Consider the following 14,193-nt stretch of genomic DNA (forward strand, 5'->3'; position numbering starts at 1 on the left):
TTGGGAGAAAACAAACCAACATAAAGCGAATTAATATGTAGACGTTTCGTAAGACTTCAATTTTTTTGATCTCTCACCCACAAACAAAAGTCTGTAAATGTAGATCTTCTGAAGTCTCCAGCGAACGTCCACACAAATTATCTGATTATCTATTTTAAAGAGCGTTACCTATTCACTTAAGCTGCTTAACTCATTAAAGAGTGAAGCACTGTCCGTGTCAGCGAGGTGCGTATATTAAAGATCTATAGATTTAGTGCAAGTGTTTTATGAAGTTTTATTTAAATATTTTTGATAGATAGGATTTTGACGAATACGAAGCCAGAGCAAAGGCACAATAAATGCCGTTATCCAGGCGGCATAGGTAATATCACTTTTCACTTGCCACCAAAGATGGGCAACGACACAAACACCTACAATATAGACAGCCTTATGCATCTTCTTCCAATTCCTTCCCATTCGGCGCATCATTTTTTTCGTACTGGTCACTGCAAGCATAGTCAAAAGAACAACCGCTAAAGCTCCTGCATATATATAAGGCTTATCAATTAAATCAGAAACAATCCAAGACAAACTCAGGCCTGCAAACAACACCAAATACACTAAGAGATGAAACAATGCATAAAAGAAAGCTGCCAAACCAATAAAACGTCGATAACGAGACAGTACTTTAAAAGAAGTATATTTAACGAAAGGACTTATAGATAATACGGCGATAATAAAAACACTCGCCCAAACACCACTGATATTCATTAATGCCTTTCCAGGATCTGGAAAGTATCGCCCCATGAAGAGCGATGCAATCATCCAAAGAAAAGGCCCCATAAACAAAAGCATGACATAAGGTTTCTCTTTTCTATCCCAATATGTGGATGAGGACATCTTAATAAAACCTTTTCAAATCCATACCTGAATATAAAGAACCAACTTCATCTTCATAGCCGTTAAACATTTTCGTTTCAACTACGTTTGGAAATAGAACCCCACCTGGTAAGCGTCGCTCTTGTTTTTGAGTCCAGCGAGGATGGTCTACATTAGGATTAACATTTGCGTAAAAACCATATTCACTAGGTGCCAACGTACCCCAAGTGGTTTCGGGCATGGTTTCAACAAAGCGTATTTTTACAATCGACTTTATACTTTTAAAACCGTATTTCCACGGTAAAACCAACCTGACAGGTGCGCCATTTTGATTAGGAAGAACACTTCCATACATGCCGACAGCAAGTAATGCCAATGGATTCATCGCCTCATCGATACGCAAACCTTCTCGATAAGGCCAATCTAAACCACCACCTTTTTGACCAGGCATTTGCTGAGGATCATACAAGGTTTCAAAGTAAACATACTTTGCTTTTGATGTTGGTTTAAATCTTTTAAGAACATCACCCAAAGACACACCAACCCAAGGAATAACCATTGACCACGCTTCAACACAACGCAGACGATAAATACGTTCCTCTAACATTGATGCTTTGATAATGTCATCAAGATCAAATATACCTGTATTATCAGCTTCACCTTCTACAGTAATAGCCCAAGGGGTGGTTTTAAACTCTGAAGACTTATCTTTAGGATCATTCTTCCCATAACCAAATTCATAGAAATTATTGTAAGATGTAGCAACATCAAAAGGCGCTACTTTTTCATCTAATCCATAAGGTGTTTCTATGATATTTTGAAAGGAAGAGGCAAGTGATGGAGGTGGAGTAAGAGAATTACCTTCTTGCAACGCCGCCGCAACATTACCAATACCACCAACCCCTAATGCGATACCGCCAGTTGCTTTCATAAATTGGCGACGATTTAGATAAACAGACTCATCAGTCACTTCCGATTCTAAACAATCTGATACTTTCTTAGTACGAATAAGCATAGCACTACCCTCTTCTAGTTAATGAAATAGACAAAGGTTTGCCTCGCTAGTTCAATATAAAAGCATCTTATCTTTACACAAAAAAATAGGAAAATTGCCAGGCAATTTTCCTATTCTATTTTAGCGCCTGCATTCGGCACTGTCATTCAGCTCTTAAATTCAAAAAGCAGACACTCACACCCATCACTTTGTTGATTCAATCACCTACACCATTTTGGTGAAAGAACGCTTGGCAGCTTCTATTGTATAATCAATGTCTTCATCGGTATGGGCTTGTGAAATAAATCCAGCCTCAAAAGCGGCAGGCGCAAGATAAACACCCTCTTCTAGCATGTGATGAAAAAATGCTTTAAATCGCTCTAAATTACACAACTGCACTTCTGCAAAACTGCTTACAACCTCAGCATCAGAAAAAAAGAAGCCGAACATACCACCAACACTAACAACGCAAAGCGGCACACCACAGTCTTCTGCTGCCTGCTTCAAACCAGCAACAAGACGAGCTGATTTCGCACCCAATACTTTATGGAAGTCTGGCTCGCTAATCTTATTCAGCACAGCTAAACCGGCCACCATAGCAACAGGATTACCCGATAGAGTGCCAGCTTGATAAACAGGCCCAAGCGGTGAAATACATTCCATAATTTCGCGCTTGCCACCAAATGCGCCAACTGGCATTCCGGCACCAATAACTTTACCAAGTGTTGTCAGATCCGGAACAATACCAAAATGCTCCTGAGCACCACCAAGTGCAACACGGAATCCTGTCATTACTTCGTCAAAAATCAAAACCGCACCAGACTCATCACACACATCACGAAGTGCTTGAAGAAATCCATCCACAGGCAGAATACAATTCATATTGCCAGCAACCGGCTCAACAATAATACAAGCCACTTGATCACCAATCTCAGCGAAACAACGTTTCACCTCTTCAATATCATTATATTGCAATGTAATTGTGTGCTTCGCCAAATCAGCAGGGACACCAGGAGAGTTCGGTACACCCAAGGTTAGAGCACCAGATCCCGCTTTAACCAATAAAGAGTCAGAGTGACCATGATAACACCCCTCAAACTTGACGATTTTATCGCGTCCGGTATAACCACGAGCAAGGCGAATCGCGCTCATAGTCGCTTCGGTACCCGAGTTCACCATGCGAACCATGTCCATAGAAGGCACAAGTTCACAGACTTTTTCAGCCATGGTAATTTCAACTTCCGTTGGCGCACCAAAGCTCAAGCCGAAATCAAGTTGCTGCCTCACTGCATCCAAAACATCAGGATGAGAATGACCTAGAATCATTGGCCCCCACGATCCGACATAATCGATATAACGATTTTTATCTTCATCATAAATATAAGCACCCTCTCCTTTTTGGAAAAAAACAGGCGTGCCACCTACACCATTAAAAGCTCGTACTGGGGAGTTTACTCCACCAGGAATACGGTGTTGTGCTCGTGCATATAAATCTTCTGATCGACTCATTTTTCTAAAATCCTATAACAAATAAATGTAGTGTACTTAAAACAACAACTTCAAATTAGTGAACAAAGCAGCTCAACTATCTTCTAATAAAAACTGATCTAAACGCTGTCGAGAAACAAGGCAAAAACAATCATCCGGCAACGACACCAAAACCTCCGGCAATCCAGTAGTCTGGAACCAACTCAAAACAGCTTCTAATGAATCAGGTTCATCTATTAATTGAATAGGAGTGGATTCGAGCGCTGTCGTTAAATCCATCAATACTCTTTCGCCCTCAATAACAAGCCAAGGTTGAGGCCCAAACTCTAGCGTCTGCAAGGTATCTAGCAGTGCACTACGACGAACTAAATACCATTTTTCTACGTGTTTAAATACTGCGTAGTCTACCACACTTAAGGCTAAACCCTTTACTTGCTCAAGAGGTAATTGAGCAGAAAGCAACAACACATCTTCTGCAACAGGCTTCACTGTATGTTGTCGAAGATAACGCTGAAAAGGGTTTATCGAAGACACCATTCCGATATAACTGAGCCTTTCAGCAAACACAGATTCTTGATGGAAAAAGACTCTTGTGAGTAAACAGGCCAAAACAATAACAAACAAAGCAGGAACTATCGCCTCAGAAGAATGAGTCATTTCGACAATCGCCACCAATGCCGTTAAAGGTGCTTGAAAACTGGCAGCCATCATTGCAGCCATACCAAGCAAAGCAAATAAAGCCACATTGATAAATTCACTTTCAAATATTTGCGCTACTTGAGCACCAGCCAAACCTCCAATGATAAAAGTAGGGCCGATCATCCCACCCGGAACGCCTAAGCCAACAGTCAAAGAGGTTAATAGTGTTTTTACAATCACCAATAAAAATAAAGAATAAACAACAAACTCGCCAGACAGCACATCCGTCAGAGGGCCATAACCACTACCAAGTGTTTGGGGCAAATAAATTGCGGCCAAAGCCGTTACTACAGCAATAACGGAAAACCGAATCCAAACGGACACATCACTGAAACGCCACAATAGTTTTTGTGTATGCAAAAAAAGCGCAGACAAAAGTACAATAAAAACAACTAGGGCAAAGCAGGCAAGAAACAGATCTAATGAAAGCACCACAGACGAAATGCTGTCGATACTAAAAATATGCAAAGGACCTATAAGATAATGACTAACGAGAGTCGCAATCACCGAAGATAACAGAACAGGCAAGACATAACGTTGGCGATATTCAAGAAAAATCACCTCAAAGGCAAACAAAACGCCTGCCAACGGAGTTTGGAAAATAGCAGAGATAGAACCAGCAACACCGCAAGCCAACAATACCTCAACACCGTATTGAGGTAGTTTGGCTTTTCTCGCCAAATAACCACCAAGCGTTGCGCCCAAATGAACCGCCGGTCCCTCTTTACCAATCGAAAGTCCGCCAATTAAACCAATCGCCGCCGTAAAAAATTGCACAACTGCATTCCAAATAGGCAAGTTACCATTATAGTAATTCAGCCTTTCAACCACATAAGGCACACCGACTTTATGAAGACGCTCTGGTAAACCAGTAAAAATCAACGCTAAAAAAAGACAAGCGGAAAACGATAAACCCACACGCCATTCAACAGGCAATGTTTCAAAGGCATCTACATCTACACCAATAAAATATCGTGCAGGCAAATAAATAACGGCATAAAACAACACCATGATAAGACCGCAAAACAGCCCACATAACGCACCCAAAACCGCTAACAGGGACAAATCATTATAAGACCTTGCTTTACGAGACCATTTTTCCTTTAAATTTAACCCTTTCAGACCCTTACCTCACTTTCAACGCGAGCAAATTTCGTGCACTATTCAATCAGTTATAAGACAAATTCGCAATTGCCTTTCTTTAGGCATAAATAATAGGAAAAGACAGTGTATAAAATAGGTATCGTTGGCGGCACGGGTTACACCGGAGCTGAGCTATTAAGACTTCTCGCAAACCACCCACAAGCAGAAGTAACAACCATCACTTCTCGAAGTGAAGAAGGTAAATTGATCTCCGATATCTATCCAAGCCTACGCGGTCATTATGACCTGCGTTTTACAAATCCTAGTGTAGACGAATTAGCAAAATGCGATTTAGTGTTTTTTGCCACACCTCATGGCGTTGCAATGGATCAAGTTCCTGAGCTCATTGACCGTGGTGTAAAAGTCGTTGACCTAGGCGCAGACTTCCGTATTAAAGATACGGTTGAATGGTCTAAATGGTACGGAATGGAACATCGCACACCAGATTACGTAGCAAAAGCCGTTTATGGTTTACCTGAAATAAATCGCGCAGCCATCAAAGACGCTCAACTTGTTGCTAATCCAGGCTGCTACCCTACAGCAACACAACTAGGCTTAATCCCTTTACTAGAAGCTGGAATCATTGACACTGCACACCTTATAGTTGATGCGAAATCAGGTGTAAGTGGCGCAGGACGAGGTGCCAACGTTGGTTCATTATTATGCGAAGCAAGTGAAAGTTTTAAAGCTTACGGCGTAAATGGACATCGCCATTTGCCAGAAATCAAACAAGGTTTACAAGCAGTAAGCGATTCTCCCGTTGGCTTAACGTTTGTACCTCATTTAGTCCCTATGATCCGTGGTATACATTCCACTATGTACGCGACATTGACGGATACGTCGGTTGATCTTCAGGCGTTATTTGAAGAGCGCTACAAAGATGAGTTTTTTGTTGATGTGATGCCAGCCGGTAGTCTGCCAGAAACTCGCAGCACGAAAGGTGCGAACTTCTGTCGTATCGCTGTTTACCGCCCACAAGGTGGTGACAAAGTCGTTATCCTTTCTGTGATCGATAACCTAGTAAAAGGTGCGGCAGGACAAGCCATCCAAAACATGAACATTGTTTTAGATCTTCCTGAAAACATGGGATTAACGGCTTTAGGTATGATGCCTTAACGCTTAATTTAACAGCACAAGATTCTCACATAAAAAACGGGCCTCTTAATGTCAATTTAAGAGGCCCATTTTTTTTATGTTCATTCAATCATTAACCACTTTACGTTCAATTCATTACCATCTGTCCAATCGATTCGCCAAACACATATGCGTCACGACCTTATCTAGATTTGGCCAGCTGTCCATTTCACTTCGAATCACATTCAAACGAGTCATCGAGTTTGCTTGAATCAGAAGCAATAAATCCAAATCACCACTAATAGAATGCGCCAACTTCACTTCAGGAATCGCATCAATAAGCGGCTGCACAAGATCACAAGACAAAGGTCTAAAAGTGAGCGCCAAATACGCTGTCACACCTTCTTCCTTTGAAACCGAAGTGTGTGCGTGATAGCCAGTGATAGTGCGATTATCTTCCATACGCTTAATACGCTCAGTCACCGCCGAGCGAGATAAATTCACTTGGCGGCTAATATCTGAAACAGAAAGTCGCGCATCATCCACAAGTAAGGCTAATATTTTTTGATCGTAATGATCTGCCACCCGATTCCTCTCTTTATTGTATTTATCATATGTGTCATTCAAATTGACGGAAATTCCGACAATTTGCGTGCGAATAGAGACAGCTTGTATAGCGCTTTATATAAGCCGCTATTTTATCCTTAGCCACAATAAAAAACAGCTGTTGAATTCAATTATTGAACGCCACCGCTTTATTCCACTATTAGCACAATGACACAAAGGCAACCCCATGTCTCAATATCAAAGAACCCTCGGCCCGATACAAGGTATCGCCATGACAGTCACCACTTTCATTGGTACTGGCCTAATGATTTTACCCGCCATGTCCGTCGCAGAAGCCGGTTCATTTGCATTTTACGCTTGGCTAATCACCGCTGCCATGGTCATTCCGATTGCTTTCATCTTTGCACTACTCGGTTCAAAGTACCCCTCTGCTGGCGGCGCCTCCCATTATATTGGCCGTGCCTTTGGAGCTCGTTATGAAAAAGCCGTTGGCTGGTTATTTCTCAGCATCTTATTAGTCGGTCCAGCCGTTGCTATTAAAGTCGCAGCGGCCTACCTCACCATTGTGTTTAAAACATCGGATCAATGGATTCTGGTTTTTAGCCTAATAACATTGATAGGTATGTTGGCGTTTTCCATTGTCGGAATGCAAACCTCTGCACGCTTTCAAACAGGCGTTGTGATCAGCATGATCATCACTATTTTATGGCTGTGTTTTATCGGCGACATTCAATCCAGCCTGCAAGTGATTAAGACACCAACAACACCAGATCATTGGCAACAAGCGTTTTATGCAACAGGCGTTATATTCTGGTGTTTTCTCGGCATAGAAGTGATGGCGCACATGGGCGCAGAATTTAAAAATCCAGCCCGTGACTTCCCTATCGCCTTACTCGGAGGAATGACCCTCGTTATTTTAGCGTATCTGAGTTTGGTGCTGCTCATCGCTTGGCATCATACCTATGGCGACGAAGTTACTAACAGCCAATCATTGGCTCTGCTCGTCAGCAAACTCATGGGAGAAACCAGCAGCCGAATTTTCGCCGTTGGCGCTTACATTATCGCCTTTGCTAACGTGGGAATTTACATCTTAGGGTTTTCCCGAATGATTCAATCCATGGCTAAGCAAGGTGCTTTACCAACCACGTTTGCAAGCCTTAATAAAAATGGTGCACCAGAAAAAGCCGTCTTACTAGTCGGGTGTATTACGCTTTTCTCAATTGTATTTTCTGAACTGTCAGGCTGGAAAATGGCGTGGTTTATTGAGATGACCAACGGAAGCTTTTTACTGATTTACACATTAACCTGCATCGCCGCCATCAAATTAGTAAATCGCATTGCTCAAGTTTTGGCCGTGGTTGCCTTGATCAGCTGTGGTTTTATGGTGTTTTTCATAGGCCAGAGCATGTTATTTGCCGTTATCATGTTTTGCTTGGCGCTTTGTTACGAATTCACCAGAGCACCAAAAACTCCCATCAAAGATTCAAAACTTCATGTACAATAGCCACAATTGTTATGAGTCGTTATCAAAATTCATGTTATCTAGAATGTACAAGTAGGAGAGTTTTTTATGCCATTATTAGACAGTTTTCGTGTAGACCATACACGTATGGATGCACCCGCCGTTCGCGTAGCAAAATCCATGGCGACACCAAAAGGTGACGACATCACCGTATTTGATTTACGTTTTTGCGTACCAAATGAAGAAATTCTTTCAGAGCGCGGTATTCATACGCTAGAACATTTATTCGCTGGTTTCATGCGCAACCACCTAAACAGCGACAGTGTAGAAATTATCGATATCTCTCCAATGGGCTGTCGTACAGGTTTCTACATGAGTTTAGTTGGAACACCAACAGAAGACACAGTGGCAGCGTCATGGAAAGCAGCCATGACTGATGTGCTTGCTGTAAAAGCGAAAGAAGACATTCCAGAGCTTAACGAATACCAGTGCGGTACATACGAAATGCACTCCCTAGAAGAAGCGAAGAAAATCGCACAAATGATTCTAGACCGTGACGTAAAAGTAAACAGCAATGAAGAGCTTTACCTAAGCGAAGAATTCCTTAAGGAACATAGCTAAGCTTTTATTGTGTATAAAAAAGGGTGGCTTTTTAGCCACCCTTTTTTTTGTTTGTACAAATTAGAATAAATAATACATTCGGCTAAGCCCGAGTTGCCGTCGCCAAGAAGCCACTCGCCATAACAAATACACTGCCCATACTACGATTCAAATTACGCATGCCTTTCGGGCTACGAATCAAACGGCGAATTTGCTTACCGCTCATAGCATAAACATAAGCCGCGATAAACTCAGTAATACAAAAGGTTAACCCCATCCAGAAAAACTGCATAGAAACTGGCTGACTAAGATCCAACATCTGAGGGAAAATCGCCGTAAACAACAACACTGCTTTGGGGTTGCCAATAGCCACTAAAAATTCCTGACGCATACGAGCAAAATTGCCTCGCTTTGCTTTCGTTCCTTCTTCACTTTCATGCTCTTCCAGAACCACCGCTGCACTGCGCCATGTTTTGATGCCAACGTAAAACAAATACGCCACACCACACCATTTCACCACACTAAACCAAAACGCAGAAGAAACGATAATCGCCCCTAACCCTAATGCAGACACCAACATCAACAAGCTAAAGGCAAAGTTCCGACCAATCACAGCAATTAACGCCTTTCTTGCACCGACCTGAATACCATTATGCATCGCCGTAAAATTATTAGGACCCGGCCCTAAAGACAGCAACATTAAAAGCGGCGCAATGGTTAACCAAACACTGAAAGTCATAACAGTTAAATCTCGAAAACAAAAAAATTAAAGTGGCCAGAAAGCCACAAAAGGAGCGCAACTTTACAGATAAAAAAAAGGCTTGTCAGCTTATTTTTTATACAATTTAAAATTCCAATAAACTAATTAACTGCACTCTAAATACCAATCATTCATTCTCTCAGATATTTGGACTATCATTATCTTTACTGCCCACTATTTACTGCAATGTTACGACATAAGCATAGTGGTATTTATATAGATTTATCTTAAAAAAATAATATATATCAAGAGATAACGCATGAAGAAACCTACTACTCCTAACAATGAAGAAAAGCGCCTTAATGCACTACGTTCTTTAAATGTATTGGATACACTACCAGAAGAACGTTTTGATAGACTTACACGGTTAGCAAAGCGAATGTTTGATGTTCCTATGGCTCTTGTTAGCCTCGTCGATGAAGACCGCCAATGGTTTAAATCGTGTGTCGGTATAGATATAAGTGAAGCATCAAGAGACATGTCATTTTGCGGCCATGCTATTCTTGGTGATGAAATATTTATCATTACTGACACATTGCAAGACGAACGCTTTTCAGACAACCCTTTCGTACTAAATTCACCTTATTGCCGCTTCTATGCTGGGTGCCCATTACGTTATGCTGATGGCACAATGCTCGGTACGTTATGCATTATGGACACAAAACCAAGAACGTTTAATACTGATGACTTGGCTGTCTTAAAGGACTTAGCAGAATTAACAGAGCATGAACTCATGGCTGTTCAATTAGCGACTCAAGACGAACTTACCAAACTGTCAAACCGAAGAGGCTTCATTAAACTCGCACAAAATAGTTTAGATATTTGTGTACGTCATGACATATCTTCTGCATTGGTTTTTCTAGACTTAAACAAGTTCAAAGCCATTAACGATATTTTTGGACACGCTGAAGGCGATAAAGCATTGAATGCTTTTTCTAAAATTTTACAAGAAAATGTGCGTAAATCAGATGTGGTAGGTCGCTTAGGTGGCGATGAATTTGCTATGTTCTTAACGGATACATCACAGGAAACAGCGGAACAAACCATTTCAAGATTGAGAAACTCTCTACAAACACATAATCAAAACTCTCATTCTGAATACGAGATTTCATTCAGTGAAGGCATTGTGGCGATTGATTATGAAAAGGATTTGAACCTTGAAAAACTATTAAACCAAGCAGACAGCTTAATGTATGATAAAAAACTTACTTGATCGCTCAAGTAATATGCATTGAAACCAATGTCTTCAAAAACACATCGACTATAAATTTCACCTCAAACTGCCAAATGCATTTTTAAAGACAGTCTCTGGCGACTTAAACATTAAACATATCCTTGAAACGGTAATTGGCACTAACCATCCTCTAGATAATTAACTCAATTTTACTTTGACCCAATCACCACCACAAAAGAACATGGAAATGTTCTTTTAGAAGAAATTCTACAGCCTCAATGCCTCGTTAAAAGGCAAACAATATGTTGGCTAAAATAAGCGACGCGGGAACAAAAGCCAACTATTATTTGCCCTGCTTTAACGATTTTTTATATTTTATTTTTATCGTTGAACCAAACTAAACCAGTTTCCAGAGTTGTCTATGCCCATAGCTTCAACGCCATATAGCTGCTCTGTAGGAGGCTGGATAAACTCCACACCTTTAGCCACAAGCTCTTCGTACGTTTTTTGGCAATTTCCAGTCTCGAAAACACCAGCTCCAAATGCACCTTCTTCGATTAAACTTCGTATTTTTTCGGCCGCGTCTTTGGTGAACATCGGCCCTTCTTTTGGCTCTGCCAATACTAGCTGAGTTTGTGGTTTAGATTTTGGGTATACCGTTAGCCACCGAAAATCTCCTTCAATTTTCATATCATCACCGACCTCGAAACCGAGCTTATTTTTATAAAAATCGAGCGCTTCTTCCTGATCAAGTACGTATATTGTTGTATGTGCTATGGATGTGATCATCTATATATTCCCTGTTGTTAATTAATCTTTATCATATAGAAATAATCAAAATGGTATTTCTCCAATATTGCTCAATTAGACAATTTACCTAAAAAATTATATGCATAACATGCCGGTATAGCTTGCGAGGGAAAACGGTACGCTTCAGAAGACAAAGCCCAAAGCTTACGACGATATAAAGTAGGTGCAACACCAACTTGTTTTAAAAATAATGAAGAAAAGCTACCAAGACTTGTGTAACCCACTTCCTCGCAAATTTCTGAGACACTAAAATTCCCCGTAATAAGCATTTTTTTAGCTTGTTCGACTCTAAGCCGAATCAAAAATTCGTTAGGCGTTTCTCCATAAGTATCCTTAAAAACACGCAAAAAATGATAAGGTGACATATAAGAACACTTTGCTATGCCTGATAAGCTGAGCGGTGCTTGATAATTATTAGCAATATAATCCCTACCAATATTTAATCTTTCAAATTTATAGCTCGTAGCCATAAGATATATTCCTTGAGCCACTTAAAATATAACGCCGCCATAATTTGCCGCTTGAAGCGCAGCGTAAAGCGGTCAAATTGATGGCTTTGTTAGACGCCATTGCAAAAGCTGTAAAATATACTTGCTAAAGGGTTACCATAACCCCAAATGAACGTACCAATCACGGCAAGCCCTACTTCAATATGTGTATACCTTTTCCGCTGTGCTTGTATACGATTTTTAGCTTTCTCTTCGTCCACGTTGTAATAAAGTACTAACTTTACTTTTGAGAAATCTGTTTCAGAGGTTATTGGCTCCAAGGTTTCTTTACACTTTCTCTCATAATCTGCCATCTTTTGGATGAACTCTTCATCTCTATCAACCCTGTCGCGCCAGAAAAAGCATAAAGCAACAATAACTATGAGAGAGCCTGATCTTTCCAACCATTGCCAATCTGATTTAATAAATGACAAGGCAAAGCCAAATAAAATACACGCAAGACCAGCAAGAAAAACTTTCCACTCATATTTATCTTTGGGATACATCGATGCTCCTTGCCGTCTAACGCCGAGTGCAGCGGCAGTTTGTGGAGTGGCTTTTTGTGCAAGCGTAGCGTCCCGCGCAAAAGGAGCCACGGAACAAACTGTCCGACTGACACGTATTGTTAGGCATGGCCATTTTCTATTGCCTCTTTATGGCTTAGAAGTAACTCTGAAATTTCTCTAGCATTACTTTCTTCACCCTCTAGACCCATACTATTTCTTTCGATATCTTGCATTTTTTCGATGAGCTTGACCGAATCGCCAAGTTTCAGGATTTGCAGTATAGAAGATACATAAGGTCGATATTCTGCTCGCGCAGAGACGTAATGATTTATACCAATTGGGTCCCATTTATAATACAGAACTTCATCAACTCTACGCTCTAGCTCATCAGGTTTAAATCTATCCATCTATTCTCACTCTAAATTCTTGCTTTACGCTTGAAACGCCTAACATTTTAATAGTGCGCATGCGCGTTTACACATTTTCAAAACCCTCTAAATATCCCTATAACTAACTGAATTTTCAGTATTTTATAAAATTATTCACAAAATTCAAAAATGGATAAACGAGCGTGCGCGTTATCACTTTTATCCACAGCGCGTTATCTCTACGCGTAGAATTCTTAATCATTGATATTAGTAGACTTTTTTATTTCCTACCAGTGTAAACGCGCATAATCGAATTATTAAATATGGAAAAACGAGCAATGAATAGGTTAATTAAAAAATAGTCAGCTGGTTAATACAATTAAACTATTATGATAATCAACCGGAATCAAACACAGTTTGCCCCACTATATCGCCTACAGATAAGATAAAGTGAATTGAACGAGTGAGGTCAAACGGCAATATAACACAGTGAAATTTGCTTTGTTCAATTACCCCATGGGCTAGTACCCTAAGAACCCCATCCTTAGTCTTCCCCTTGAAGTAAAAGAGGAAGCAACTAGGTCCTCGCTAGTAGGACGGAAAGATGCTTATGAATACAAAGCGTTTGGATGGAACCCAAAGTACAGGCACAAAAAAACCGCTACGATTCACATCCTAGCGGTTTTTTAATTTATTGATTTAAAAAGGAATTAAATCGTTAAAATTTTCTCACCACGTGCCACACCAGATACACCAGTACGAACCACTTCTAGCAAATGAGCGCCACCCAATGCTTGAAGGAAACCATCTAATTTATCTGACTCGCCCGCAAGTTGAACGGTGTAGATAGACGGTGTCATATCCACAATGCTACCACGGAAGATATCGACAGTACGTTTCACTTCGGCACGCTGTGCGCCCGTTGCACGCACTTTCACCAACATTAGCTCACGTTCAATGTGCGCGCCTTCTGTTAGATCGACCAACTTAATCACATCAATAAGCTTATTAAGCTGCTTGGTGATTTGCTCAACCACTTGGTCGGAACCATAAGTGGTTAGCGTTAAGCGTGACAAGGTTGGATCATCCGTCGCGGCTACGTTCAATGATTCGATGTTAAAGTTACGCTGAGAAAACAAACCTACAACACGCGACAAAGCACCCGGCTCGTTTTCCATTAATACAGATATAATGTGTCTCAT

Annotated in this window: 15 protein-coding genes; 4 read left to right on the forward strand and 11 right to left on the reverse strand. The window is 40.8% G+C overall.

Going from position 1 to position 14,193, the window contains the following annotated elements:
- Positions 1-264: 264 nt before the first annotated feature.
- From IF202_RS14300 to IF202_RS14315, 4 genes are all read right to left on the reverse strand, one after another.
- Positions 265-879 carry a protein-methionine-sulfoxide reductase heme-binding subunit MsrQ gene (locus IF202_RS14300; protein WP_235963561.1) on the reverse strand — a complete coding sequence of 205 codons (615 nt, stop codon included), beginning with the start codon at positions 877-879 and terminating at the stop codon, positions 265-267.
- A gap of 1 nt (position 880) precedes the next feature.
- Positions 881-1,873, reverse strand: coding sequence for a protein-methionine-sulfoxide reductase catalytic subunit MsrP (gene msrP, locus IF202_RS14305; RefSeq protein ID WP_191595597.1), 993 nt, complete (start codon positions 1,871-1,873; stop codon positions 881-883).
- Between the two features lie 204 nt (positions 1,874-2,077).
- On the reverse strand, positions 2,078-3,361 hold the full coding sequence (hemL, locus tag IF202_RS14310) for a glutamate-1-semialdehyde 2,1-aminomutase (RefSeq protein WP_191595598.1): 1,284 nt from the start codon (positions 3,359-3,361) through the stop codon (positions 2,078-2,080).
- Positions 3,362-3,433: 72 nt separating this feature from the next.
- The gene (locus tag IF202_RS14315) at positions 3,434-5,104 is read right to left on the reverse strand and encodes a chloride channel protein (protein WP_235963562.1); all 1,671 of its coding nucleotides are present in this window, start codon (positions 5,102-5,104) and stop codon (positions 3,434-3,436) included.
- Positions 5,105-5,266: 162 nt separating this feature from the next.
- On the opposite strand from IF202_RS14315, the gene argC reads away from it, so the two are divergent.
- On the forward strand, positions 5,267-6,298 hold the full coding sequence (gene argC, locus IF202_RS14320) for an N-acetyl-gamma-glutamyl-phosphate reductase (protein ID WP_191595599.1): 1,032 nt from the start codon (positions 5,267-5,269) through the stop codon (positions 6,296-6,298).
- Positions 6,299-6,412: 114 nt separating this feature from the next.
- Here the strand turns inward: argC and IF202_RS14325 are convergent, their stop codons facing one another.
- Positions 6,413-6,841: an Lrp/AsnC family transcriptional regulator gene (locus IF202_RS14325; protein ID WP_191595600.1), complete on the reverse strand. Its 429-nt coding sequence runs from the start codon at positions 6,839-6,841 to the stop codon at positions 6,413-6,415.
- 208 nt (positions 6,842-7,049) lie between these two features.
- Here IF202_RS14325 and yjeH point away from each other — a divergent pair, with 208 nt between their 5' ends.
- Together yjeH and luxS are read left to right on the forward strand one after the other, a co-directional pair.
- A complete protein-coding gene (yjeH, locus tag IF202_RS14330) occupies positions 7,050-8,327 on the forward strand; it encodes an L-methionine/branched-chain amino acid transporter (RefSeq protein ID WP_191595601.1) in 1,278 nt (425 codons plus the stop codon).
- Positions 8,328-8,393: 66 nt separating this feature from the next.
- Positions 8,394-8,906, forward strand: a complete 513-nt coding sequence (luxS, locus tag IF202_RS14335) for an S-ribosylhomocysteine lyase (protein ID WP_191595602.1) — start codon at positions 8,394-8,396, stop codon at positions 8,904-8,906.
- An 82-nt stretch (positions 8,907-8,988) separates the two neighbouring features.
- Here luxS and IF202_RS14340 read toward each other — a convergent pair whose 3' ends face one another.
- Positions 8,989-9,624 carry a LysE family translocator gene (locus tag IF202_RS14340; protein WP_191595603.1) on the reverse strand — a complete coding sequence of 212 codons (636 nt, stop codon included), beginning with the start codon at positions 9,622-9,624 and terminating at the stop codon, positions 8,989-8,991.
- Positions 9,625-9,904: 280 nt separating this feature from the next.
- Here IF202_RS14340 and IF202_RS14345 point away from each other — a divergent pair, with 280 nt between their 5' ends.
- Positions 9,905-10,858, forward strand: a complete 954-nt coding sequence (locus IF202_RS14345) for a sensor domain-containing diguanylate cyclase (protein WP_191595604.1) — start codon at positions 9,905-9,907, stop codon at positions 10,856-10,858.
- A gap of 342 nt (positions 10,859-11,200) precedes the next feature.
- On the opposite strand, the gene IF202_RS14350 is transcribed toward IF202_RS14345, so the two are convergent.
- The 5 genes from IF202_RS14350 to ilvN all read right to left on the reverse strand — a co-directional run bounded on the left by IF202_RS14350 (position 11,201) and on the right by ilvN (position 14,193).
- A complete protein-coding gene (locus IF202_RS14350) occupies positions 11,201-11,608 on the reverse strand; it encodes a VOC family protein (RefSeq protein WP_191595605.1) in 408 nt (135 codons plus the stop codon).
- Between the two features lie 71 nt (positions 11,609-11,679).
- Positions 11,680-12,099, reverse strand: a complete 420-nt coding sequence (locus IF202_RS14355; protein WP_191595606.1) for a helix-turn-helix domain-containing protein — start codon at positions 12,097-12,099, stop codon at positions 11,680-11,682.
- Positions 12,100-12,188: 89 nt separating this feature from the next.
- The gene (locus IF202_RS14360) at positions 12,189-12,713 is read right to left on the reverse strand and encodes a hypothetical protein (RefSeq protein ID WP_191595607.1); all 525 of its coding nucleotides are present in this window, start codon (positions 12,711-12,713) and stop codon (positions 12,189-12,191) included.
- A gap of 29 nt (positions 12,714-12,742) precedes the next feature.
- Positions 12,743-13,030: a hypothetical protein gene (locus tag IF202_RS14365; protein WP_191595608.1), complete on the reverse strand. Its 288-nt coding sequence runs from the start codon at positions 13,028-13,030 to the stop codon at positions 12,743-12,745.
- Between the two features lie 671 nt (positions 13,031-13,701).
- Complete coding sequence (ilvN, locus tag IF202_RS14370) at positions 13,702-14,193, reverse strand: acetolactate synthase small subunit (RefSeq protein ID WP_191595609.1); 492 nt, start codon at positions 14,191-14,193, stop codon at positions 13,702-13,704.

The sequence above is a fragment of the Marinomonas colpomeniae genome (genome assembly GCF_014803385.1).
Taxonomy (GTDB): domain Bacteria; phylum Pseudomonadota; class Gammaproteobacteria; order Pseudomonadales; family Marinomonadaceae; genus Marinomonas; species Marinomonas colpomeniae.

Excerpts from the sequence above, each read along its gene's own strand:
- IF202_RS14300 (WP_235963561.1), bottom strand. The coding sequence starts at position 879 with ATGTCCTCATCCACATATTGGGATAGAAAAGAGAAACCTTATGTCATG.
- ilvN (WP_191595609.1), bottom strand. The coding sequence starts at position 14,193 with ATGAGACACATTATATCTGTATTAATGGAAAACGAGCCGGGTGCTTTG.
- IF202_RS14340 (WP_191595603.1), bottom strand. The coding sequence starts at position 9,624 with ATGACTTTCAGTGTTTGGTTAACCATTGCGCCGCTTTTAATGTTGCTG.
- luxS (WP_191595602.1), top strand. The coding sequence starts at position 8,394 with ATGCCATTATTAGACAGTTTTCGTGTAGACCATACACGTATGGATGCA.
- IF202_RS14355 (WP_191595606.1), bottom strand. The coding sequence starts at position 12,099 with ATGGCTACGAGCTATAAATTTGAAAGATTAAATATTGGTAGGGATTAT.
- IF202_RS14345 (WP_191595604.1), top strand. The coding sequence starts at position 9,905 with ATGAAGAAACCTACTACTCCTAACAATGAAGAAAAGCGCCTTAATGCA.
- msrP (WP_191595597.1), bottom strand. The coding sequence starts at position 1,873 with ATGCTTATTCGTACTAAGAAAGTATCAGATTGTTTAGAATCGGAAGTG.
- IF202_RS14365 (WP_191595608.1), bottom strand. The coding sequence starts at position 13,030 with ATGGATAGATTTAAACCTGATGAGCTAGAGCGTAGAGTTGATGAAGTT.
- yjeH (WP_191595601.1), top strand. The coding sequence starts at position 7,050 with ATGTCTCAATATCAAAGAACCCTCGGCCCGATACAAGGTATCGCCATG.
- IF202_RS14350 (WP_191595605.1), bottom strand. The coding sequence starts at position 11,608 with ATGATCACATCCATAGCACATACAACAATATACGTACTTGATCAGGAA.
- hemL (WP_191595598.1), bottom strand. The coding sequence starts at position 3,361 with ATGAGTCGATCAGAAGATTTATATGCACGAGCACAACACCGTATTCCT.